This is a genomic window from Aminobacter sp. MDW-2 (genome assembly GCF_014250155.1).
GTDB classification, from domain to species: domain Bacteria; phylum Pseudomonadota; class Alphaproteobacteria; order Rhizobiales; family Rhizobiaceae; genus Aminobacter; species Aminobacter ciceronei.
On the sequence record NZ_CP060197.1, the window covers coordinates 1,249,731 to 1,271,691 of the forward strand.

At 63.9% G+C, this 21,961-nt stretch carries 23 protein-coding genes; 16 read left to right on the forward strand and 7 right to left on the reverse strand.

The features are described 5' to 3' along the window. Positions 1-54: 54 nt before the first annotated feature. The 4 genes from H5P29_RS06100 to H5P29_RS06115 all read right to left on the reverse strand — a co-directional run bounded on the left by H5P29_RS06100 (position 55) and on the right by H5P29_RS06115 (position 3,475). Positions 55-999 (reverse strand): sugar ABC transporter substrate-binding protein, encoded by a 945-nt coding sequence (locus H5P29_RS06100; protein WP_185910259.1) that lies wholly within the window; start codon positions 997-999, stop codon positions 55-57. Positions 1,000-1,302: 303 nt separating this feature from the next. After that, entirely contained in the window at positions 1,303-1,953 is a 651-nt protein-coding gene (locus H5P29_RS06105) for a GntR family transcriptional regulator (protein ID WP_067965975.1), read from the reverse strand. Between the two features lie 81 nt (positions 1,954-2,034). Beyond that, positions 2,035-2,970, reverse strand: coding sequence for a 2-hydroxyacid dehydrogenase (locus tag H5P29_RS06110; protein WP_154387010.1), 936 nt, complete (start codon positions 2,968-2,970; stop codon positions 2,035-2,037). Positions 2,971-3,070: 100 nt separating this feature from the next. Further along, a complete protein-coding gene (locus H5P29_RS06115) occupies positions 3,071-3,475 on the reverse strand; it encodes a VOC family protein (protein ID WP_067956254.1) in 405 nt (134 codons plus the stop codon). Between the two features lie 194 nt (positions 3,476-3,669). Here H5P29_RS06115 and H5P29_RS06120 point away from each other — a divergent pair, with 194 nt between their 5' ends. Genes H5P29_RS06120 through H5P29_RS06130 form a run of 3 tightly spaced genes read left to right on the forward strand, consistent with a single transcriptional unit; the run spans position 3,670 to position 5,947 of the window. Beyond that, entirely contained in the window at positions 3,670-4,626 is a 957-nt protein-coding gene (locus H5P29_RS06120) for an alpha/beta hydrolase (RefSeq protein WP_067956255.1), read from the forward strand. Between the two features lie 5 nt (positions 4,627-4,631). Next, the gene (locus tag H5P29_RS06125) at positions 4,632-5,546 is read left to right on the forward strand and encodes a dihydrodipicolinate synthase family protein (RefSeq protein WP_154387009.1); all 915 of its coding nucleotides are present in this window, start codon (positions 4,632-4,634) and stop codon (positions 5,544-5,546) included. Further along, entirely contained in the window at positions 5,543-5,947 is a 405-nt protein-coding gene (locus H5P29_RS06130) for a RidA family protein (protein ID WP_185910260.1), read from the forward strand. Before H5P29_RS06125 ends, H5P29_RS06130 begins: the two co-directional genes overlap by 4 nt. Before the next feature lie 104 nt (positions 5,948-6,051). Here H5P29_RS06130 and H5P29_RS06135 read toward each other — a convergent pair whose 3' ends face one another. Next, entirely contained in the window at positions 6,052-6,651 is a 600-nt protein-coding gene (locus tag H5P29_RS06135; protein ID WP_154387007.1) for a malonic semialdehyde reductase, read from the reverse strand. Between the two features lie 11 nt (positions 6,652-6,662). Continuing rightward, a complete protein-coding gene (locus H5P29_RS06140; RefSeq protein ID WP_185910261.1) occupies positions 6,663-7,472 on the reverse strand; it encodes a glutathione S-transferase family protein in 810 nt (269 codons plus the stop codon). Between the two features lie 130 nt (positions 7,473-7,602). On the opposite strand from H5P29_RS06140, the gene H5P29_RS06145 reads away from it, so the two are divergent. The 6 genes from H5P29_RS06145 (at position 7,603) to H5P29_RS06170 (ending at position 12,408) form a co-directional block, all read left to right on the forward strand. Further along, positions 7,603-8,514, forward strand: a complete 912-nt coding sequence (locus H5P29_RS06145) for a fumarylacetoacetate hydrolase family protein (RefSeq protein WP_246787021.1) — start codon at positions 7,603-7,605, stop codon at positions 8,512-8,514. A 47-nt stretch (positions 8,515-8,561) separates the two neighbouring features. Further along, a complete protein-coding gene (locus H5P29_RS06150; RefSeq protein WP_208993675.1) occupies positions 8,562-9,554 on the forward strand; it encodes an ABC transporter substrate-binding protein in 993 nt (330 codons plus the stop codon). Positions 9,555-9,582: 28 nt separating this feature from the next. Then, a complete protein-coding gene (locus H5P29_RS06155; protein WP_208993677.1) occupies positions 9,583-10,125 on the forward strand; it encodes a VOC family protein in 543 nt (180 codons plus the stop codon). Between the two features lie 153 nt (positions 10,126-10,278). Then, complete coding sequence (locus H5P29_RS06160) at positions 10,279-11,043, forward strand: ABC transporter permease (RefSeq protein WP_154387005.1); 765 nt, start codon at positions 10,279-10,281, stop codon at positions 11,041-11,043. A 23-nt stretch (positions 11,044-11,066) separates the two neighbouring features. After that, positions 11,067-11,879, forward strand: coding sequence for an ABC transporter ATP-binding protein (locus tag H5P29_RS06165; RefSeq protein ID WP_154387004.1), 813 nt, complete (start codon positions 11,067-11,069; stop codon positions 11,877-11,879). A gap of 97 nt (positions 11,880-11,976) precedes the next feature. Further along, positions 11,977-12,408 (forward strand): heme-binding protein, encoded by a 432-nt coding sequence (locus tag H5P29_RS06170; RefSeq protein WP_154387003.1) that lies wholly within the window; start codon positions 11,977-11,979, stop codon positions 12,406-12,408. A gap of 150 nt (positions 12,409-12,558) precedes the next feature. Here H5P29_RS06170 and H5P29_RS06175 read toward each other — a convergent pair whose 3' ends face one another. Next, on the reverse strand, positions 12,559-14,367 hold the full coding sequence (locus H5P29_RS06175) for a HAMP domain-containing methyl-accepting chemotaxis protein (protein ID WP_154387002.1): 1,809 nt from the start codon (positions 14,365-14,367) through the stop codon (positions 12,559-12,561). A 796-nt stretch (positions 14,368-15,163) separates the two neighbouring features. Here H5P29_RS06175 and H5P29_RS06180 point away from each other — a divergent pair. From H5P29_RS06180 to H5P29_RS06210, 7 genes are read left to right on the forward strand one after another with little or no spacing between them, the layout of a single operon-like run. Continuing rightward, positions 15,164-15,307: a hypothetical protein gene (locus H5P29_RS06180; RefSeq protein ID WP_154387001.1), complete on the forward strand. Its 144-nt coding sequence runs from the start codon at positions 15,164-15,166 to the stop codon at positions 15,305-15,307. A gap of 59 nt (positions 15,308-15,366) precedes the next feature. Continuing rightward, positions 15,367-16,335 (forward strand): ABC transporter permease, encoded by a 969-nt coding sequence (locus H5P29_RS06185; protein WP_154387000.1) that lies wholly within the window; start codon positions 15,367-15,369, stop codon positions 16,333-16,335. A 17-nt stretch (positions 16,336-16,352) separates the two neighbouring features. Next, positions 16,353-17,303 (forward strand): ABC transporter permease, encoded by a 951-nt coding sequence (locus H5P29_RS06190; RefSeq protein ID WP_154386999.1) that lies wholly within the window; start codon positions 16,353-16,355, stop codon positions 17,301-17,303. 5 nt (positions 17,304-17,308) lie between these two features. Further along, the gene (locus tag H5P29_RS06195; RefSeq protein ID WP_154386998.1) at positions 17,309-18,502 is read left to right on the forward strand and encodes an amidohydrolase family protein; all 1,194 of its coding nucleotides are present in this window, start codon (positions 17,309-17,311) and stop codon (positions 18,500-18,502) included. Further along, the gene (locus tag H5P29_RS06200) at positions 18,499-19,995 is read left to right on the forward strand and encodes an amidohydrolase family protein (protein WP_154386997.1); all 1,497 of its coding nucleotides are present in this window, start codon (positions 18,499-18,501) and stop codon (positions 19,993-19,995) included. Before H5P29_RS06195 ends, H5P29_RS06200 begins: the two co-directional genes overlap by 4 nt. Beyond that, positions 19,988-20,971, forward strand: coding sequence for an ABC transporter ATP-binding protein (locus H5P29_RS06205; protein ID WP_154386996.1), 984 nt, complete (start codon positions 19,988-19,990; stop codon positions 20,969-20,971). Before H5P29_RS06200 ends, H5P29_RS06205 begins: the two co-directional genes overlap by 8 nt. Next, entirely contained in the window at positions 20,968-21,948 is a 981-nt protein-coding gene (locus tag H5P29_RS06210) for an ABC transporter ATP-binding protein (protein WP_154386995.1), read from the forward strand. The genes H5P29_RS06205 and H5P29_RS06210 overlap by 4 nt, the downstream gene beginning before the upstream one ends. The last annotated feature ends 13 nt before the right edge of the window (positions 21,949-21,961 follow it).

Below are 21,961 nucleotides of genomic sequence, written 5' to 3' on the forward strand. Positions count from 1 at the left end.
GGCCGGATTCCCCTTTGCTGATGTGTCAGGCTGAAGTGCCGCCGGACGTTGCGCTTACGGCTGGTAGTCGGCCGGGGCTATGATCTTGGAGAAGTCGTAGCCGGCGACCTTCTCCTTGGTGACGAGCAGGGCCGGCGCTTCGATGCGGCCGAGCACCTTGCCGCCTTCGATCGCGGCGATCGCCTCGCGGGCGGCGTCGCGGCCCATGGCCACCGCCGGCTGCAGCGAGGCGCAGGTCAGCTTGCCATTTTCGAGGGCAGTGCGTGCATCATCGTTGAGGTTGGAGGTCGAGACCTTGATCTTCTCGACGGAGGCGCCGAGCTGGTTGATCGACTCGACGGCCATGGTGTCGGCGGCGGTGAAAATGCCGTGCATCTCGGGATGGGCCTTGGCCCATTCGACCGCGGCGACACCCGCATCCTTGGTGCCGCCGGCCTTTTCGGCGACGATCTTGATGTCGGGGAAGTCGGCTTCCATGGTGTTCTTGAAGCCGGTGACGCGCAGCTTGGCCCAGATCTCGTCCGGACCGGCGAACAGGCCGACCTCACCCTTGCCGCCGATGGCGCGGCCGAGGCAGATGCCCTGCAGGCGGCCCATGCCGATGTTGTCGGCGCCGACGAATGAGGTCAGGCGGTCGGACTTTGGCGGCACCGACAGTGCGATAACAGGGATGCCCTTGTCGATGGCTTCCTCGACCGCCGGGCCGACGGCTGCGGCGTCGGCGGCGCCGATGATGATGGCGTCGACCTTCTTGTCGATGTAGCTGCGGATCTGCTCGATCTGGACCTCGGCCTTGTCCTTGGCGTCGCCCTTCAGCACCGTGTAGCCCTTTTCCTTTCCGGCGGTCTCGACGCCGTAGAGCCCGGCCTTCCAGAACGGCGAGCCGAAATAGGGGACCGTGACGCCGATCGTCTTCTCGGCCGCCATGGCCGGTGCCGACAGCATGCCTGTTGCCGCCATCGCCAGAGCCAAAGTCAAATACCGTGCATTCTTGCCCATGATTTCTCCTCCAGAATTCGGGTCTTGAATATCGCCGTTGCTCGATGTGCCGGCGGCTACAGGTACCTTGTAGTATGCAATGCGATTATCATGTATGCACAGTTGAGTTTGAGAATGCAAATGATTTGATATGCACATCCGCATTCTTGTATACCTGCTTGCGCAAAAGCGTGCGGCTGCGCCGGCAGGCAAGGCGTGAGTTGGCGGGAATGCAGGGTGTTGCTCGGTCAACCCAAGGCGAGCGCAAGTGGCCCGGCCGGTGGCCAGGCAAGGTCAACTTCGGTGTCGGGATGATGCCTTGGGCTACTTGGCCGCTTCGGCGGCGAAGCGGCTCATGACGCCGGCGCTGAGGCGGGCGTTGTGCTGGTAAAGGGCGGCGAAGGCAGCCGGACCGTCATTGGCGCGGATCGCGTCGACGACCTTCTGGTGCTCGTCGAGCGACTGCTGCAGCCGGATGTCGGCGGGGCCGGCCTGGTGCTGGCGGAAAGGGGCGAGGCGCACGCGCAGGTCGACCGCCATCGCGGTGATGGTGACGCTGTGGGCGCCACGGCAGATGGCATCATGGAACTTGCGGTTGATGTCGCGGCAGCCCTCGATGTCCTTTTCGGCGGCGCAGGCCGCGTATTGGCGGTGCAGTTCATAAAGCTGCTCGCGCTCGAGCGCGCTCATGCGCTGCGCAGCGAGGCGGGCGCACAGGGCCTCGATCTCGCATTCGGCCTCCAGCATGTCGGCCATCTGTTCGGTGTCGATGCGGGCGACGACGCCGCCGCGGCGCGGATTCATCTCGATCAGGCCGCGGGCGCCGAGTTCGCGCAGGGCGTCACGCACCGGCGTTCTGGAGACGCCGAACTTCTCGGCGATGACCTTTTCTTCGAGCTTCTGGCCAGGAACCATCACGCCCTTGGCGATTTCCTCGGCGAGGGCCTGGTAGATCTGCGAGGCGATGGTGGTCATGCGTTCGGCTTTCCGGTTTTCACGGCAAATGGCGATCTGCCGCGAGGCAAATCCCAAATCGATTTAGTGACAGCCCGAGATTTATGCAAGCTGGGCTTTGAGTATACCGCCGTTGCGATGCGCGGCGAGGTTGTGGAGAAAGACGTCGATCTGTGCGTTTTCCGCCGCCGGTGAGCGTCCGGCCATGTGCGGTGTCAGCACGGCATTGTCGAGGTCGGCGAGGCCGGCGGGCAGCTCAGGCTCGCCTTCGAAGACGTCGAGGCCGGCGCCGGCAATTCGGCTTTCACGGAGGGCTTCGACCAGTGCCGTAGTGTCGACAACCATGCCGCGCGAGACATTGACCAGGAACCCGCCCGGCCCGAGTGCCGCAAGCATGCGGCGGTCGACGAGATGTCGCGTTGACGGCCCGCCGGGGCAGGCGATGACGAGGAAATCACTCATCGATGCAAGCACGATCGGGTCGGGCACGTGCTGCCAGTCGACGTCGGTTACTGGATTGCGGGTGGTGTAGGCGACGCGCATGCCGAAGGCTTCGCCGCGCCTTGCCACGCCTTGGCCGATGTTGCCGAGGCCGATGATGCCGAGGGTTGCGCCCGACAGCGTCGGCCGGGCCGAGCGGATCGCGCCCCAGGCACCCTCTCGCAGGCGGCGGTCGCGCCGGCAGATGTCGCGCGAGATCGCCAGCATCAGCGCGAGCGCATGGTCAGCGACAGTCTCCGTGTTGGTGTTCGGCGCGTGGGTGACGTGGATGCCGCGGCGCCTTGCGGCCTCGACGTCGACATTCTCGTAGCCCGCGCCATAGGCGGAAACCAGCTTTAGGTCCGGCAGCCTGCCCATTTCGCCGTCGGACATGCCGGTGCTGCCGTTGGTGAGCACCGCCCAGACGCCGCTGAAATCGATCTCCGGTGATCCGCTGCCCAGTCCTGCGGGCAGCGTGATCACGTCGTAGGATTGGGACAGTCGCGACAGGCAGGTGTCGGATACGGGGATCGTCACCGCGATCTTGGACTTGGCCATCTCGATTGCTCCATTCCGTTCTTGCCGCCGCCCAAGCCGGCGGCCGTGACATGGCCCGATGCCGGGGGTGCTAGTTGCTCCGGCATTGGTTCGGGCCAGGTCAGGCGGCGTTGACGTTCTTGACCGCGCCCTTCCAGCCGTTCTCGGTGACGTCGAAAACGATGCCTTCGGGGGTCTTGTACTTCACTTCGTAGAAGACGTTCGGGTTCGATTCCTTGCGGCCGTTCATGTACGAACCGCCGGCAGCCTTCACCAGTTCGTCGGTCTCCTCGACCGAATCCACCCACATGCCGAAGTGGATGATGCCGTTGTAGTCCTTCTCGGTCTCGAAGCCCGGAACCGGCTCTTCGCCGAAGTTCAAAAGGGCGACGTTCATGACGCCGTCGGACATGTAGACGCCGCGCATCGCCTGGCCGGCGCGGGTCATGCCGAAGGCCTTCTCGAAGAACTGGGCGGCCGCTTCCGGGTCGGACACGGCGATGGCGAGATGGCGCAACTTGGCCATTGGTTTTCCTTTCACAGGGTTTGACGGCGAGGCGGCAGCCGCCCCGCAACACAGACTCTCATCTGTGTATGCAAATACTAATCTGTGTATGCAAATATGTTGTCAAGTGTGAAATTGACTGCTATTCAGCAACAAAAGAGGGGAGTGGGTACACCTGCTTGAGGGCCCCTCTGCGAGGAGCAGGGACAGCGGAAATGCGATTTGCGGGACTTTCGCCTGATGAGCGGGCGCGACTGGATGCCATAGGCAGGGTCTGGAACGACGATCTCGGCGCGAGCCGTAAGGTGGTGCTCGACGTCTATCGCGACCATCACCAGGAAAAGGCCGCCAATGACGGCATCGTCGTCCACCGCGACCTGGCCTATGGCGCCGATCCCGCCCATCGCCTCGACGTCTTCGAAAGCAGCAGCCGTTGCGCGTCCGGGCGCGGCCGGCCGGTCGTCGTCTTTGTCCATGGCGGCGCGTTTACGCGCGGCTCGAAAAGCGTGGACGGCCTGATCTACGACAATGTGCTGCGCTGGTTCAGCCGCCAGGGCCTCGTCGGCGTCAATGTCGAGTACCGGCTGGCGCCCGGCGCGCAGTACCCCGAAGGCGCGCGCGACGTGGCGGCGGCGATCGACTGGATCGCCGCAAACATCGAGCGTTTCGGCGGCAATCCGCGCGCGATCCTGCTTGTTGGCCATTCCGCCGGCGGCTGCCATGTCGCCGGTTACCTCCACGACCCCAATGTCGGGCGGCTTCCGAGCCCCGACATCAGAGGGGCGGTGCTGATCAGCGCGCGGCTCAGGGCCGACAGCCTGCCCACCAATCCCAATGCCAACAACGTCCGCCAGTATTTCGGCGACGACGAGGCGGCCTACGACGCGCTGTCGCCGGTCATTCATGCGGGAACCAGTGCGCTGCCGGTGATGGTCGCCGTTGCCGAGTTCGAGAACCGCTACATCGACGCCTATGGCGCCGAGTTCGTCCAGCGGCATGCGATGCGCACCGGCAAGGCGCCGCGCTTCGTCCAGCTGAGCCGCCACAACCACACATCCATCGTCGCGCATTTCGATACGCACGAAGAGGAACTGGGACACGAGATCATGCGCTTCGCCATCGACGAATGCGGTCTCTTTCCCTGCGGATTGTCCTGTCAAAAGCGAAAGTGAGACCCATGACCCAGGAGCTTCTCTCCGTCTACGCCCCGGTTCTGACGCCGTTCAATCCGGACCTAACAGTCAATTCGCAGCATTTCCTCAGCCATTGCCGCTGGGTCGTCGAGCAGGGTGCCGGCCTTGCGATCTTCGGCACCAACAGCGAGGCAGCTTCGCTGTCGATTTCGGAAAAGCGTCGCCTGCTCGATGAGGTGGTTGCTGCTGGCATCCCTGCCTCGGCGCTGATGCCCGGCACCGGCAACAATTCGCTCGGGGAGACCGTTGAGCTGACGCGCGCGGCGGTCGACGCGGGTGCGCCCGCCGTGCTGGTGCTGCCGCCGTTTTTCTTCAAGCCGGCAACGACCGAAGGGCTGATCCGCCACTATGGCCGCCTGATCGAAGCTGTCGGTTCGGACAAGCTGCAGGTGGTGCTCTATCACATCCCGCAATTCACCGGCGTGCCTGTTACCGTCGAACTGGTCGAGGGCCTGCGTCGCCGCTATCCCAACGTCGTCGGCATCAAGGACAGCTCGGGCGACCGCGAAAACCTGGCGCGTTATCTCGACATCGGCGACGGCTTCAAGGTCTTCCCGGCTTCCGAGATCCTGCTCGGCGAGACGATGGCCAGGGGGTCGGTCGGCTGCATCTCGGCGACCGCCAACGTCAATGCCAAGGGCATGGTCGAGGCGGTGGTGAACACGCCAAAGATGGGCGTGACCGACGCCTTCGCCCAGGCTGTCACCGTGCGCACGCTGTTCCAGCAGTTCCCGATGATCCAGGCGATGAAGTCACTGATCGCGCGCGAACTCGGCTACAACGATTGGCGCACCGTGCGCGCGCCGCTGGTCGAACTCGACGCGCAGGCCGAGCAGACGTTCTTCGCTGCGGTCGACCAGGCCGGCTTCTCGCCCTGGGCGCTGGAGAAGGCGGCGTGAGCACTGCTGCAGCCGTCAGGCCGAAGCCGCTCGCCAACTATCCTTTCCTGCGTGAGGCGGGCGGCCTGCTGTTCCTGTCAGGCGTCAGCGCCCGGCAGAAGGACGGCACAATTGCAGGTGTCTCCAGGCAGGCGGGCGAAGCAATCTACGACGTGGCCGAGCAGTTCCGGGCGATCGTCACCAACATCACCGAGACGTTGCGCGCGGTCGACGGCACGCTCTCGGATCTGGTCGACGTCACGATCTTCCTCACCGACATGGCCTACTATCCAGCCATGAACTGCGAATACAACAAGTGGTTCGGGCCTGACGGCCCGGCCCGCACCACCGTCGGCGTCCGCCAGTTACCGCACCCGGACATGGTGGTCGAGCTCAAGGTCGTGGCGCGCCGGCCGGACTGATTTTCAGGCAGACCTGTTTCAAGACTTTTTCAGACCGCCTGTTACCACACCCATAGCCTGCCCCCGGCGCTTGCGTCGGGGGCTATTTTCTTTTCAGGCGCAGATCAAAGCACCGTGCAGGCTTCGTTGAAGGGCAGGCGCGGGTGGCGGGGAAACAGCTTGGCCGGATCGCCATGGCCGATGCCGCAGATGAAATTTGAACGAATGGCCGTGCCGGCAAAGAAGATCTCGTCGGTGGCGGCACGGTTGAAGCCGGAGATCGGCCCGCAGTCGAGGCCGAGCGCACGCGCCGCCAGCATGTAATAGGCGGCCTGCAGCGTGGCGTTGCGGAAGGCTGTGTCGTCGACGAGATGCGGATTGCGCTCGAAATGGCCTTTGCCGTCGGTGTGGGGGAACAGAAACGGCATCTTCTCGGCAAAAGCGTAGTCGGTGGCGAAGATGGCGACGACCGGGCAGGTCATGATCTTGGAGACGTTGCCCGCAGCCAGCGCCGCCTTCAGCTTTTCGCGTGCCGCATCGGTCGCCAGGTAGACGATACGCAGCGGCGAGCAGTTCATGCTCGTCGGCCCCATCCTGGCGATGTCGTGGATTCGTTCGAGCAGCGCGAGATCGACCGGCCGGTCGAGCCAACCATTCTGGCTGCGGGCGTCGAAGAACAGGCGGTCGAGCAGGGTCTTGCCGTCGTCCAGTGTGTCGATCTTCATGGCGTGATCCATCAGAAGCGTTCCATTTCCAGTGTTGGAGCTTGCCCGTGCGCCTCGGCGATCAGCGTGGCCACGGCAGCTGTGTTGACGAGTGGATCGGGGCGAGCGTTGTCCGGGCCCTGGGCCTCGGCGAATGACTTGAGGGCGCGGATTCGCGTCGCCCAGTCGGACGTTCTGGGAAAGGCGGCGAGCAAGGCGGGCATGGCCAGTCGGTCGAGCCTGTCGACGAAGGCGGCCATGGCCACGTCGGCGAGCGAAAAGCTGTCTGCTGCCAGCCAGTGTCTTTCAGCCAATGCTCGCTCCATCCTGGCCATCACGTCGCGGAACGTCCTGATCGAGGTGACGACGGCCGCGTGATCGAAGGGCGCGTGCGCCGCGGCCAGATAGGCGTCGCGTCGTGCCGGCAGCGGATGTCGCGAGATCATTTCGGCGAATGCGGCAGGGGCGATTTTCGCCACACGCGCCTTGAGGATGAGATTGAAGGTCGGCGGGCGGATGGCCGGGTGCACCACCTCGTCTTCGAAGCGAGCCCAGCTTCGCGCGCGTGCGCGTTCTTCTATCGAAGATGGCAGCAGCCTGCCGCCGGCAATGTCGACGAGCAGCTCGTTGATGTCGGAGGATTCGACGAAGACCTCGCCGTTCCAGCGTAGCGCCGGCACCAGCCCTTTGGGGTGCACTGTGAGATAGGCCGGGGTGAGATTGTCGAAACGCGACAGGTCGATGCGGCGCGAGGTCCAGGGAAGGTCGAGCTCGGCCAGGCACATGCGGACCTTGAAGGACTGAACCGAACCCCATTCATGGAACAATTCGATTTCAGACATCGTTAGAAACTCGCTTTCCGTGCGCACCTCATGCTTGACATGCATACACAGATGATGAAATGTATGCAACAACGATAGCAGGCAACAAGGAAGGAGCCAGCCAGTGGTGTGGCACGCGCTAGGACAACGAGTGATCAGGGACGAAGTTCGGCCCGTATTGGTGACGGAGCAGGGCGTCTATGACCTCGCGCTGGTGGCACGCCTTACGGGTAAGGACGCACAGGCCTGGGACAAGTGGATTTCAGCCGGCGTGGCGGGCATGCTCGACCGCTGGCTGGACGTGGCGCCGGCTTTGGCGGCTCTCGCCGAGAACGTTGCCGCTGCAGGTCCAAAATATGAGCCGCTGGGAACGGGAACGCAGCTTTGCGAGCCCTATCGCCCGATCCGCATTTTCGCCACTGCGTCCAACTATGTCGAGCATGCCCAGGAGATGGGCACGGTGCTGGCCGCCAAGTCGGAAAGCCAGCCCTATGTCTTCATGAAGGCGGATTCGAGCGTCATCGGTCCCGATGCGGCGGTGATCCTGCCGGAGCGGGCGCAGAAGGTCGATTGGGAGGTCGAGCTGGCGGCAGTCATTGGCATCGGCGGCCGCGACATTCCGGTCGAGAAGGCACTCGAGCATGTCGCTGCCTATTCGGTCATCAACGACATCACCTCGCGCGATCTCACGCGCCGCTCCGATTTCCCCTTCAAATTCGACTGGTTCCGGGGCAAGAGCTTCGACACGTTCGCCCCGCTCGGTCCGTGGCTCGTGCCGGCCGCCTGCATCGGCGATCCGCAGAGCCTGCGCCTGACGCTGGACGTGAACGGAACGCGCAAGCAGGACGACAGTACCGGTTCGATGATTTTTTCCGTCGCCGAGCAGATCTCCTATCTGTCGTCGATCCTGACGCTTCGGCCGGGCGACCTGATCGCCACCGGCACGCCTGACGGCGTCGGCATGGGAACCGGCGAGTTCCTCAATTGCGGGGACATCGTCACGGCTGCCGTAGAGAAGGTCGGCGCCATAACAAATCCGATCCGGTCCATGCCGGTCGGGTAAGAAGCATCCAAAAAACCAGGCCCAACACTGAGGAGGACAGTATGGCAATGAGTTTCGGGAAAGCACTGCGCGGGCTCGCGCTGGCAGGTGCCGTTGCAAGCATGACGGCCGCCGCCTCGGCGGCCGAGAAGGTCGCATTCAACATGTCGTGGCTGCCGCAAGGCAGCGTCGGTGGCATCCTGGTCGCCAAGGCCAAGGGTTTTTATGACGAGGCTGGCCTCGACGTCACCGTCTACCAGGGTTATGGCGGCCAGCGCACCGTCAACGAGATCGACCAGGGCCTGTTCGACATCGGCTATGGCGATCCTGTCTCGGTCATTCTCAACCGCGCCAGTGGCGGCAAGGCCGTTTTCGTCGGCTCGATCAACACGGTGTGGCCGGGCGCGCTCTGCTACCTGACCAAGGACGGCGAGGGCGAAAAGAAGCTCGCCGACTTCGCCGGCAAGTCGGTCGGCGGCGGCGCCACATCGCCGGTGCAGAACATCGTGCCGAGCTGGCTCGTCGACAATGGCCTGCCCAAGGATCACCTCAAGCTGCTGCGCATGAACCCGGCCGTCATTACCTCGTCCTTCCTGGAAGGCAAGGTCGATCTCGCCGAGTGCTGGGAAGGCGCCAGCCTGCCGATCCTGACAGAGAATGCCGGCGAGAGTGGCAAGAAGATCGGCATGATCAAGTATCGCGACTTCGGTCTCGACATGTATGGCAGCGGCTTCGTCACCACCGAGCAGATGCTGGCCGAGAAGCCCGAGGTCGTCGACAAGTTCCTGGACGCTTCCTACCGTGGCTATGAGTTCCTCGCGCAGAACCCGGATGAATCCGCCGATCTGATCGTCAAGCAGTATCCGACGCTCGAAAAGAGCATCGTGCTGGAGCAGATCAAGCAGATCAACGCGCTTGTCCGCGATCCGAACGCAGAGAACAAGGAGCTGGGTTTCGTCCGTGCCGACCGCATGGAAAAGACCATGGGCTTCGTGCGTGAAGCTTTCGTCGTCGACGACAGCATCAAGACCGACGACCTCTACCGCAATATCAGCCGCTGAGGGCTGACTTCACTCCTGGATGAGGAACATGAAGAAGAAGATCAACGTCAGGAAGCTGGGCCACATGGTCCTGATGGTTCGTGACATCCACAAGTCCGTCGACTTCTACACCAATGTCGTCGGCCTGGAGGTCTCGGACTGGATCGAGGACAAGATGGTGTTCCTGCGTGCAGGCGCCGACCATCACGACCTCGCCTTGTCGCAAATTCCGGCTGACTCGCCCGATCGCGACGACCTGCCGAAGTATTCGAGGCCCGGCCTCGAGCACTTCTCCTACCTGGTCGACAGCCTCGAGGACATGGAGGCAGCGGCCGAGATGCTGCAGGAGCGCGGCGTGGAAATCGTCCGCGGCATCGGCAAGCATGGCCCGGGCGCCAACTGCTTCCTCGTGTTCAAGGATCCCGACGGCAACAACTGCGAGATCTATTGCGACATGATCCAGGTCACCGAAGACAACCCGCATGTCGCACAGGTCTGGGCGCGCAACATCGACGCCTTCGACCAGTGGCATTTCAAGCGCTTCCTTGTCCCGCCGCCCCACCAGGTGGTGAAGGACAAGCTGGGCGAGTAGGCCGAGGACCTGCAAGCCACCGAGACGAAGGGCGCCGGCCATGCTGGCGCCCTTGCTCAAAGAGCGCACCGGACAGACCGGATGCGACACACAGATTTGCCGGGGTTGCTGCCTGTGAGGCCCCCCCCCGGACGCCTATCAGGAGGAGCCAATATGTCAGGCGTAAGTCCAAGGCTTGTCGCATACGCGCAAGTCGTCTCGTTTTTCGGAGCGTTCCTGCTCTTCTGGGAATACGGCGTTCGCTATTTCGAAGTGAAAAGCTACATCCTGCCGCCGATCTCGGCGATCGCGGTGGCGATCTGGGAGTCACGCGACCAGATCTTCGAGCACTCCATGTACACGCTGGCCGAAGTGCTGATCGGCTTCATCGCCGCCGTCGTCGTCGGCATCATCATCGGCATGATCGTCTATGTCTCGCCTTTCGCCCAGCGCACCATCTATCCGCTGGTGACGGCGCTGCAGACGACTCCGAAAAGCGCCTTGGCGCCGCTGATGATCGTCTGGTTCGGCTACGGCTTCGTCTCCAAGGTGGCGATGGCTTTTCTGTTCGCCTTCTTCCCGATCGTCGTCGCCACGCTCGGCGGCTTTGCCGGCACGGCCAAGAACCTGGAAGAGCATTTCCGCGCCCTCAATGCCGGCCCGTGGACGACCTTCACGACGCTGCGCCTGCCAAGCGCGCTGCCGGCTTTCATCGACGGCTGTCGCGTGGCGATGCCGCTGGCGATGATCGGCGCCATCATCGGCGAGCTCGTCGGCTCCGACCGCGGCCTGGGCAACCTCATCATGCTGGGCACTGCCTCGTCGCGCACCGACCTCGTCTTCGGCTGCATCATCGTCATCACGCTGATCTCGCTGGTGCTCTATGCGGCCATTGAATTCGCGGCCAAGTCGGTCTGGTGGCGGGGTATCCAGGTATGAATATCGCAGTTCGGGAGGACACCATGTCGGCTACGGCGACCATCGAGGCGAACAAGGGTGGCGCGCAGCCGGCCGCCCAGCCTTTGGCCATCCACATCGAAGCCAAGGGGCTCAACAAGCACTTCGGCAAGGTCGCGGCGCTCGAAGACATCAATTTCGGCATCCGCAACCAGGAATTCGTCTCGGTGCTCGGGCCGAGTGGCTGCGGCAAGAGCACGCTTCTGCGCATCATTGCCGGCCTGATCCCCTATGAGAGTGGCTCGGCGACGGTCAGGGGCGAGGCGATTCACTCGCCGCGACCTGACATCGGCGTGGTCTTTCAGACCAACAACATGCTGCCTTGGCTCACCGTGCGCAGGAATGTCGAGCTCGGCGCCCGCATCCGAAAGATGCCGGCGCAAGCCCGCGACCAAGCGGTCGACAAGGTGCTGGAGGTTTTGTCGCTCTCAAAGTTCGCCGACGCCCACCCGCACCAGCTGTCGGGCGGCATGCGCCAGCGCGCCTCGATCGGCCAGGCGCTGGTGCTCGATCCGCCGATTCTCTTGATGGACGAACCCTTCGGCGCGCTCGACGCGCTGACCCGCGACAAGCTCAATGTCGAGCTGCTGCGCATCTGGCAGGAGCACCGCAAGACCGTGATGCTGATCACCCACAGCATTGCCGAGGCCGTGTTCTTGTCCGACCGCGTGCTGGTCATGGCCGACCGGCCGGGCAAGATCATCGAAGAGGTGGTGATCGATCTGCCGCGTCCGCGCGACGCCGCCGCCACCCGCGCGCTGCCGCAGTTCGGCGAATATGTCGCCTATCTCGGCAAGATCATGGGCGTGACGAAGTAGTCACCTCGCCGGACACTGACGGCATTTCGATCGCACTCTCGCGGCTGCCACTGGCTGGCGGCCGCTTTTTTTGACCCAGAATTTCCGAGGAAACCACATGACTGAACTGACGCTTTCCATAGCCAACACCATCATCGCTGCAGCCTTCGAAAAGGGCGCCGAGGCGAAGATGAAGCCCCTGACAATTGCGGTGCTCGACTCCGGTGGGCATCTGAAGGCCTTCCAGAAACAGGACGGTGCCTCGCTGCTGCGCTACGAGATCGCCGCGGGCAAGGCCTATGGCGCGCTGGCGGTCGGCATGGGGTCGCGCTGGCTCGACCAGACCGCGAGGGAGCGGCCGCACTTTGTCGAGGGGCTCAATGCCGTCTCCGGCGGCAGGATCGTGCCCGTTCCGGGCGGCGTGCTCGTGCGCGACCAGGCCGGCAAGCTCCTCGGCGCCGTCGGCGTCACTGGTGACACGTCGGACAATGACGAACTCGTGGCCGTTGCTGGGATCGAGGCGGCAGGTCTCAGGCATCAGGTCGAGTGATGGTCTGAACGAGCCATCGAGGCGACGGCGAGGCGGTTCGTCATAGCCGCCAGCAAGGTCGCCGATTCTGCCAAGTGTCTTCAACGTTAGTTCCGGCGCAGCCTCTCCGGCGATTTGCCGGAGCGGCTGTTGCGGTTCAGCTGTGGGCTGTCAGGCTGCGCGACGCTGGCTCTGAGGTGGCGAAGTCTCGGCAAGCGCGAACTGCGCGATCAACTGGCGCAGCCGGGCGGCCTCGCCGGCAAGCGTCACGCTGGCGGCGGTGGTCTCCTCGACCATGGCGGCGTTCTGCTGGGTGACCTGGTCAATCTGGTTGACCGCGGTATTGACTTCGCCGAGGCCGGTCGACTGCTCGTGCACCGAGGTGGCGATCGCGTCCATGTGCTGATTGATGGTCACGACATAGGTCTCGATGGTCTTCAGTGCCTCGCCGGTTTGCCGCACCAGCTTGACACCGGCTTCGATCTCGACGCTCGAATTGCGGATCAGTTCCTTGATTTCCCTGGCCGCCTTGGCCGAGCGCTGCGCCAGTTCGCGCACCTCGTGGGCGACGACGGCAAAGCCCTTGCCAGCATCGCCCGCCCGCGCCGCCTCGACGCCGGCGTTGAGCGCCAGAAGGTTGGTCTGGAAGGCGATCTCGTCGATGACGCCGATGATGTTGGAGATCTGGCCGGAGGCTTCCTCGATCCGGCCCATGGCTTCGACCGCGTTCCCCACCACAGCGCCCGACTGGGCGGCGCTGGCATTGGCCCGCATCGCCACGGCACGCGCCTCGTCGGCGCGCTTGGCGGAGTTGGAGACATTGACGGTGATCTCGTCGAGCGCGGCAGCCGTCTCTTCGAGCGACGCTGCCTGCTGTTCGGTGCGGCGCGACAAGTCGTCGGCGCTGACGCTGATCTCGCGGGTTCCGTTGTCGATCGATCCGGCCGACAGGGTGATGGCCGACAGCGTGTCGCCGAGCTGGCCGATCGCGGCGTTGAGATCATGGCGCAGCGGCTCGAAATCCGGCGCAAAGGCTTGATCGAGCTGGAACGACAGGTCGCCCGAGGCAAGCCGGCGCAAACCGGCCGCAAGCCCCGATGTCGCTTGCTCCAGTCGCGCCTGGGCTGCGGCTTCGGCTTCCTCCGTCAGGCGGATGCGGTCGCTCTCGGCCCGTGCCCGCGTGGCTTGCGCCTCCTCTTCCATGCGCCGGTTGGCAATGGCCGCCTGGCGGAACACCTCGACCGCTCCGGCCATATCGCCGATCTCGTCGCGGCGCCCGGAATAGGGAACTCCTGTCACCGTGTCGCCGGACGCCAGCCGGCGCATTGCCTCTTGCATGCGCTTGAGTGGGGTCGTGACGCCGCCGATCACCAGCCAGACCGAGAAGGCAACGATGGCCAACGAGATGACCGCGAGCGCGCCCATCCACAGGACGATGGTAGATTTCAGCTCGTTTGCGGCGGCAAATTCCTCCTGCGCCACGCGAAGCTGGAGCGAGACCAGGTCGCTGATGGGCGTGGCAAGCGGATCGATCGTCGGATAGAGCCGCTCGCCGACGAAGCGATCGAGGGCTGCCTGATCCTTTCGCGCGATGATACCGACCAGAGTGTCGATCTCACTTCTCGAACTCTCGCGAAGCCCTGCGAACCCGTCGGCCAGCGCCTTTTCATCCGATGTCATCGTCGTTGACGCATAGGCCGTCCAGGAGCGGTCGATGGCATCGATGGCGACACGCAACGCCTTTTCGCCTTCCGCCCAATCGAGCGCGCCGCTTCTGACCTTGTGGGCCGTGTCGACGATGTTGACGGCATACATGTCCGCGACGGTCTTCAGATGGGTCATCGGCTCGACGCGATCGACGACAATGGTGCGGGTGCGCTCCGACACTGATTGCAGCGCCAAAAAGGCGGTGCCGCCTGAAATCAGCAACAAAGCGGCGAGAAGGGCGATACTGGCAATGAGCTTTAATCTAATCGTCATGACGGGTTCCGGCTCGATTTGATATGGCTCAGTACCGCGCCGCAGATTGCAACTTTATTAAACTGTCATGTATCGGCACCACAAAATTCTCTATCGCAATGCGGGAATAATTTCGAGATGCCGCAACCAGGGCGATTTCAAAAGAACTTGTCGATTCATTTTTGTGTTTATACTTTAATTCAAAGAAATAAATCAGTGTTGATGCGCGCTTGGTCATCGAAGCGCGACATGCAGCGTCCAAGGCAGGCAAAGAACAATCGCCCGACGACACGCCATGTGAGGGGGCGTTGTTGCAGAATTTACGTCGTCGGACTTGGTTTGCCGGGCTTTGGCGATTGACGGACCGAGCGATGTCTCAGGCCGATCTTCCAGAGCGGGCGGGAGATCCCGGCGATGTTCGATGAGCGCCTCGGGCCCTCTCCGCTTGATGCGGCTGCAAGCACCGGTGGCCGGCAAGAAGGTGGGGCTTGGGCGCAGATCTTTTCAAAGATGCGGCAGCATGCCGGTGGCTGGGCCGACCTGCAAGCAGGCTGACGACACCGCCATTGGTCCGGCTGTCGGCCGCTCATGGCTGGTTTGAGTCGTCTGTTGGCAAAAATAAAGAAGATTGTCGACAATATGGTTGACATGTGTGTTGCGACTTCGTAGCTTTTGGCACGCAGGCGGCAATCGGCAAGGCAGTGGAGGTGCAGCCGGTTGATGCGGCGAGCAGATTGGCGGCCCCGAGCCGCCATCGCTTCATGAAAAGATCCCCGCCAAAGGGGGCTGGGGCAAAACGAAGTGGTGGAGAACTCACATGTTCAGGAAGCTGATCCTCGCGGCAGGCCGCGGGCTTTTCGACGCCTTGCCATGCGGAGGCCCTCAAGAGGATCTCCGCGCTGATATCGCGCAGCTTACCGAGAACAAGCCGCACCACCGGCTGACTCATTTCGCCCAGTAAACACCACGTGGAGCCGGCGCAGCAGGCGCTCCGGCTCCGTCCACCCCGCGAGGCTCCACATGCTGGTCTTCACTATAAGCCGCATTGCCAATGCCATCATGGTCATGCTGGCGGTCGCCATGCTCGCCTTCCTGATTTTCCGTCTCGCCGGCGATCCGGTCGAGCTCATGGTCACCGAACAGACGACGCAGGCGGACCGTGATGCCATTCGCGAGCGGCTGGGTCTCGACGACGGCGTTGCCACCCAGTTTGCGCGCTTCGTCGCGAATGCGGCACAGGGCGATTTCGGCATCTCCTACCGCAATGGCCAGGACGTGCTGACCCTGATCGGAGAGCGCTTCCCGGCGACGTTGGAGCTTGTTCTGGTGGCGACACTGATCTCGCTGGTCGTCGGCCTGCCGCTCGGCGTGCTGACCGCGATCAAGCGGGGGAGATGGTACACGGAGTCGCTGCAATTCCTGTCGATCGTCGGCGTGTCGCTGCCGAGCTTCGTCGTGGGCATTCTCCTGATCCTGGTGTTTTCTGTCATCCTCGGCGTGTCGCCGTCCTTCGGTCGCGGCGAGGTCGTGCAGTTGGGATGGTGGTCGACCGGCCTTCTGACGCCGTCCGGACGCGCGGCGCTGATCCTGCCGGCGGTGTCGCTGTCGCTCTACCAGATCACGCTGATCATGCGCCTCGTCCGCGCCGAGATGCTTGAAGTGCTGCGCTCCGACTATGTCAAGTTCGCCCGCGCCCGCGGCATTCCGCGCTGGCGCATCTATTTCCGCCACGCGCTGCGCAACTGCCTGATGCCGGTGGTGACCATGACCGCGATGAACATCGGCTCGCTGATCGCCTTCGCGCTCATCACCGAGACCGTCTTCCAGTGGCCGGGCATGGGCATGCTGTTCATTCAGGCGGTGACTTTCCTCGATATCCCCGTCATGGCCGCCTATCTCTGCATCATCTCCTTCATCTTCGTCGCGCTGAACACGTTGGTCGACATCACCTATGCCGTGATCGATCCGCGCCTGCGTGCCTCGCACTGACAGCTGGAGTCCAGTCGATGACGACAGACGTTACCAAAACCGGCGCTGCCGCCCGTCCCGGCCTGCTCAAGCGCATCCGCAACAGCGATGTCTGGTGGTCCTTCACCCGCAACAAGTCGGCGATGATCGCCGCCGTGATCCTGGCCGTGCTGGTGTCGGCTGCGGTGTTTGCGCCGCTGATCGCACCGCAGAACCCTTATGATGCTGCCCAGCTCGATATGTGGAAGGCCGAGCTTCCGCCGATCTGGGAGCCAACGGGTGAGTGGCCCTACCTGCTCGGCACCGACACGCAAGGGCGCGACATGCTGTCGGCCATTCTCTACGGCACGCGCATATCCATCGTCATCGGCCTCTTCTCGGTGGTGCTGTCCTTGCTGATCGGCATGACCGCGGGCCTGTGCGCCGGCTTCTTTGGCGGTGTCGTCGACAATCTCTTGATGCGCTTCGGCGACATCACGTTGTCGATCCCGACGATCCTGATCGCCATCCTTGTGTCGACCGTCGTGCGCCAGATGTTGCCGGATGATCTGCGCGAGATCGGTGCCGCGGCCGTGCTGGTGTTCGCGATCGCGCTGTCGTCCTGGGTGCAATATGCGCGCACCGTGCGTGCACAGACCATTGTCGAGCGCAACAAGGAATATGTTCAGGCGGCTCGCCTGCTGAAAGTGCCCGCTCGTCGTATCCTGGCGCATCACATCCTGCCCAACACGCTGACGCCGGTACTGGTCGCCGCCACGCTGAACTTCGGCATGGCGATCCTGACCGAGGCGACGCTGTCGTTCCTTGGCATCGGCATGCCACCCGGCCAGCCGTCGCTCGGAACGCTGATCCGCATTGGCAACCAGTTCCTGTTCTCCGGTTCGTGGTGGATCGTGCTGTTTCCGGTGATCCAGCTCTGCCTGCTCGTCGTCGTCGTCAACATTCTGGGTGACTGGCTGCGCGACCTGCTCAATCCGAAACTGAGGTAAGCGTGATGACCAACCTGTTGCTTCGCAACGTTCGTCCTTATGGCGGTGCGAATTCCGATCTGCTGATCCGCGACGGGCGGATCGCCGGCATTGGCCGTTTCGAGCCAGACCCCGGCATGCCGGTCGAGGATGGCAAGGGCGCCATCGCCATTCCGGGCCTGATCGACGCGCATACCCATCTCGACAAGACCACCTGGGGCATGCCCTGGCACGAGAACAATCGCCGCGCCGTGCTGCGCGAGCGCATCGATTTCGAGCGCGAGCACCGCATCGAGATCGGCATCGACCCACATCGCCAGTCGATGCGCCATGCCATCGGCCTCGCCGCCCATGGCGCGACGCATATCCGCAGCCATGTCGACATCGATCCGGTCCACAAGCTGGCGCTCGTCGACGGCATCATGGAAACCCGCGAGAAGCTGAAAGGCGTCATCGACATCGAGATCGTCGCCTTCCCGCAGTCGGGCCTGATGGTCATGCCTGGCACGCTGGAACTGCTCGACGAGGCACTCAGCCAGGGCTGCGAGGTTCTTGGCGGCATCGATCCCTGCGGCATCGACCGCGACCCCAAGGGCCAGCTCGACGCGCTCTTCGCCCTGGCGCTGAAGCACCAGTGCCCGATCGACATTCACCTCCATGAGGCGGGCGATCTTGGCGCCTTCACCATGGAACTGATGTTCGAGCGCATCCGCGCCAACGGCATGCAGGGCAAGGTTGCGATCAGCCACGCCTTTGCACTCGGCATGAACGACTATCTGCGCGTCGGCCAGCTGATCGAACAGATCGCCGAACTCGACGTGGCGATCCTGACCACGGGTGCGCCGTCGGCCACCGTGCCGTCGATCATGCGCCTCAAGCAGGCAGGCGTCCGCGTCGGCGCCGGCTGCGACGGCATCCGCGACACCTGGGGCCCCTGGGGCCAGCCCGACATGCTCGACCGCGCCAAGGTGGTCGGCATGAAGAACGGCCTGCGCTCGGACATCGAGCTGGCGCATGTGTTGCACGTCGTCTCGCAGGGCGGCGCGGATGTCATGCGCATCGAGGGCTACGGCCTCGCCGAAGGCTGCAACGCAGACCTGACCCTGCTGACCGGCGAGACGCTGGCCCACGCCGTGGTCGATGTCGCGCCGCGCCCGCTGGTCGTCAAGGGCGGTCGCGTCACCGCGCGCAACGGCCAGGCCACGGTGGAAATGCCATGACAAGACAGGTTCTCGACACGCTCGAACTCGGCAAGCGTCCCGAAGGGCGCACGCTCATCACCGCCGCCTGGGTGCTCGGTCACCGCGATGGTGGCCACCGGCTGATCCCCAATGGCCAGGTCGTCATCGACGGTGGCGAGGTGATCTATGTCGGTACCGATTTTGCCGGCGAGGTCGCCCGCCGCATCGATTTCGGCAATGCACTTGTCAGCCCCGGCCTCATCGATCTCGATGCGCTGTCGGATCTCGACACCACCATCCTGGGCATCGACCACCATCCGGGTTGGGCCAAGGGCCGTGTCTGGCCGCGCCACTACGTCGAAGCCGGCCCCTACGAGATGTATTCGCAGGAGGAGTTGGCCTTCCAGAAGCGTTTTGCCTTCGGCCAGCTGCTGCTGAACGGTATCACCACGGCTGCGCCCATCGCCTCGCTGTTCTATCGCGAGTGGGGCGAGACGGTTGCCGAGTTCGACGCGGCGGCCGATGCGGCCGGAGAGCTTGGCCTGCGCGTCTATCTCAGCCCGGCCTATCGCGCCGGCGGCATGGTGCTTGAAGAGCCGGGCTGCATGGAAGCGGTGTTCGACGAGAAGCGCGGCCTCGCCGGACTGCGCGACGCCGTCGACTACATCGGGCGGCAGAACGGTCGCCATGGCGACCTGGTGCGCGGCCTGCTGGTGCCGGACCGTGTCGAGACCTGCACCGAGGAGCTGCTGCGCCAGACGCAAGCCGCGGCTGCAGAACTCGGTTGCAAGATCCGCCTGCACATGGCGCAGGGCTCGATGGAAGTCGACACCGTGCGCAAGCTGCATGGTGCGACAGCACCTGTGTGGCTGGCACGCGCCGGTCTGCTCAACGACCGACTGATCGCGCCGCATGCCACCAACGCCACCGAGGAAGACCTCGGTCTCTATGCCGAGAACGGTGTGTCGATCGTGCATTGCCCGCTGGTTTCGGCCCGTGGCGGCAGCACGCTCAACTCGTTCTCCAAGTGCAAGGAACGTGGCATCAACATCGCGATGGGCACCGACACGACGCCTGCCGACATGCTGATGAACCTGCTTGTCGGCCTGATCGCCTGCCGCATCAACGACCGGGCTCCGGACCGTGTCCGGAGTGCCGATCTGTTCGACGCAGCGACACTCGGCGGCGCCAAGGCGCTGGGCCGCGACGACCTGGGCAAGCTGATGTCAGGCGCGCGCGCCGACATCGCCGTGTTCGGCCTCGACGACGCGGTCATGGCGCCATCTATCGATCCGATCACCACGCTGGTAACCGGCGGATCGGGCAAGGTCACCCAGGCCGTGTTCGTCGACGGGCGCCTGTCGATGCGCTTCGGCAAGGTTGCCGGCATCGACATGAAGGCCGCGCGCCAGCTTGCGCAGCGCCAGTTCGACGGTCTCATCGCCAAGTATCCGGAACGCAGCTGGGGCAACCCGCCTGTTTCGGAAATCTTCCCGCCCAGCTATCCGATAGAGGTCAACGACAATGGCTGAAGCCGAGAAGGCAGTGCTTGAAGTACGCAACCTCAAGGTCGAGTTTCCCGGCCGCCGCGGGGTTGCCACCGCGCTCTCCGACGTGAGCCTTTCGATCCGACCCGGCGAGATCCTCGGCGTCGTCGGCGAGTCCGGTGCCGGCAAGTCGATGACGGGCCTGGCGATCCAGGGCCTGCTCGAGCGGCCGGGCCGCATCGCCGAAGGCGAGATCTGGCTTGGCGATCGCCGCATCGACCAGCTCAACGACCGCGAGATGGAGACGATCCGCGGCCGCGAGATCGGTGCGATCTTCCAGGACCCGCTGACTTCGCTCAACCCGCTGTTCACCGTCGGTGCACAGCTGACCGAAACCATCCGCCAGCATCTCGGCATGGGCAAGGCCGAGGCCAGGGCACGGGCGATCTCGCTGCTCAAGGATGTCGGCATTCCTTCGCCGGAGGATCGCTTCTGCCAGTATCCGCACCAGTTTTCGGGCGGCATGCGACAGCGCGTGGTGATTGCGCTCGCGCTGGCCGCTTCACCCAAGCTGATCATCGCCGATGAGCCGACCACCGCGCTCGACGTGTCCATCCAGGCGCAGATTACCTCGCTGCTGCGCAAGTTGTGCAAGGAGAAGCAGACGGCGGTGATGCTGGTGACGCACGACATGGGCGTCATTGCCGAGACCGCCGACCGCATTGCGGTGATGTATGCCGGTCGCCTCGTCGAGATCGGACCTGTCGCCGAGGTGCTGCATGCGCCCAAGCACCCCTACACGCGGGGGCTGATGGCTTCGATCCCCGCACTCGGCGCGCGCGTCAAGCAGCTGAATCAGATCGACGGCTCGATGCCGCGGCTCGACGCCATTCCCGATGGCTGTGCCTTCAACCCGCGCTGCAAGGACGCTGGGCCACGCTGCTCGCGTGAACGGCCGGGTCTTGTGACTGCGGGCAACGGGGCAAGCGCTTGCTGGATAAATGCAGGAGGAACCGCATGACCGCGATGACTTCACACAAGACCTCGGCGCTGAGCGTCAACGGGCTGGTCAAGACGTTCGACGTGTCGGCGCCGTGGCTGAACCGCGTGGTCGAGCGCAAGCCGCGCCAGTACCTGCAGGCGGTCAACGACATCAGCTTCGAGGTGCCGTTGGGCGGTTGCCTCAGCCTGGTCGGCGAAAGCGGTTGCGGCAAGTCGACGGTCGCCCGCCTTGTGACGGGCCTCTACCGGGCCAATGGCGGCGAGATGCGCTTCGCTCCCGGCGAGGACGGCAAGCCGCTGGCGGCCCAGATGATCTTCCAGGATCCCTACGCCTCGCTCAATCCGCGCTGGCGGGTGAAGAACATCATCGCCGAGCCGATCCGCGAGCTCAAGCTCAGGAACACGGCGGCGGAGATCGAAGAGCGCGTGGTGGAGCTGTTGAAGACCGTCGGCCTGTCGGCGTCGGACGGCGACAAGTTCCCGCACGAATTCTCCGGCGGCCAGCGCCAGCGCATCTCGATCGCGCGTGCGCTTGCCGGCGAGCCGCGCTTTCTGGTCTGCGACGAGCCGACGTCGGCACTCGACGTCTCGGTGCAGGCGCAGGTGCTGAACCTCATGCGCAAGTTGCAGGACGAGTTCGGCCTGACCTATTTGTTCATCAGCCACGACATGAGCGTGGTCAGGCACATGTCCGACCGCATTGCGGTCATGTATCTCGGCCGCATCGTCGAAGAGGGGGAGACGGAGGCACTGTTTGCCAAGCCGCGCCATCCCTACACGCAGCTGCTGCTCGAGACGATCCCCAACGTCAAGGATCCGCACCGGGATCGCGTCGTTGCAGGTGGCGAGGTGCCAAGCCCGCTCAAGCCGCCGTCGGGCTGTCCGTTCCATCCGCGATGCGCGATGGCCACCGCACGCTGCTCGTCCGAGCTCCCGGCGGTGCGCACGCTCGCGGGTGGAACGCGCGTGGCATGTCACCTCGTGACCGATGAATGACGTTGAGGGATGC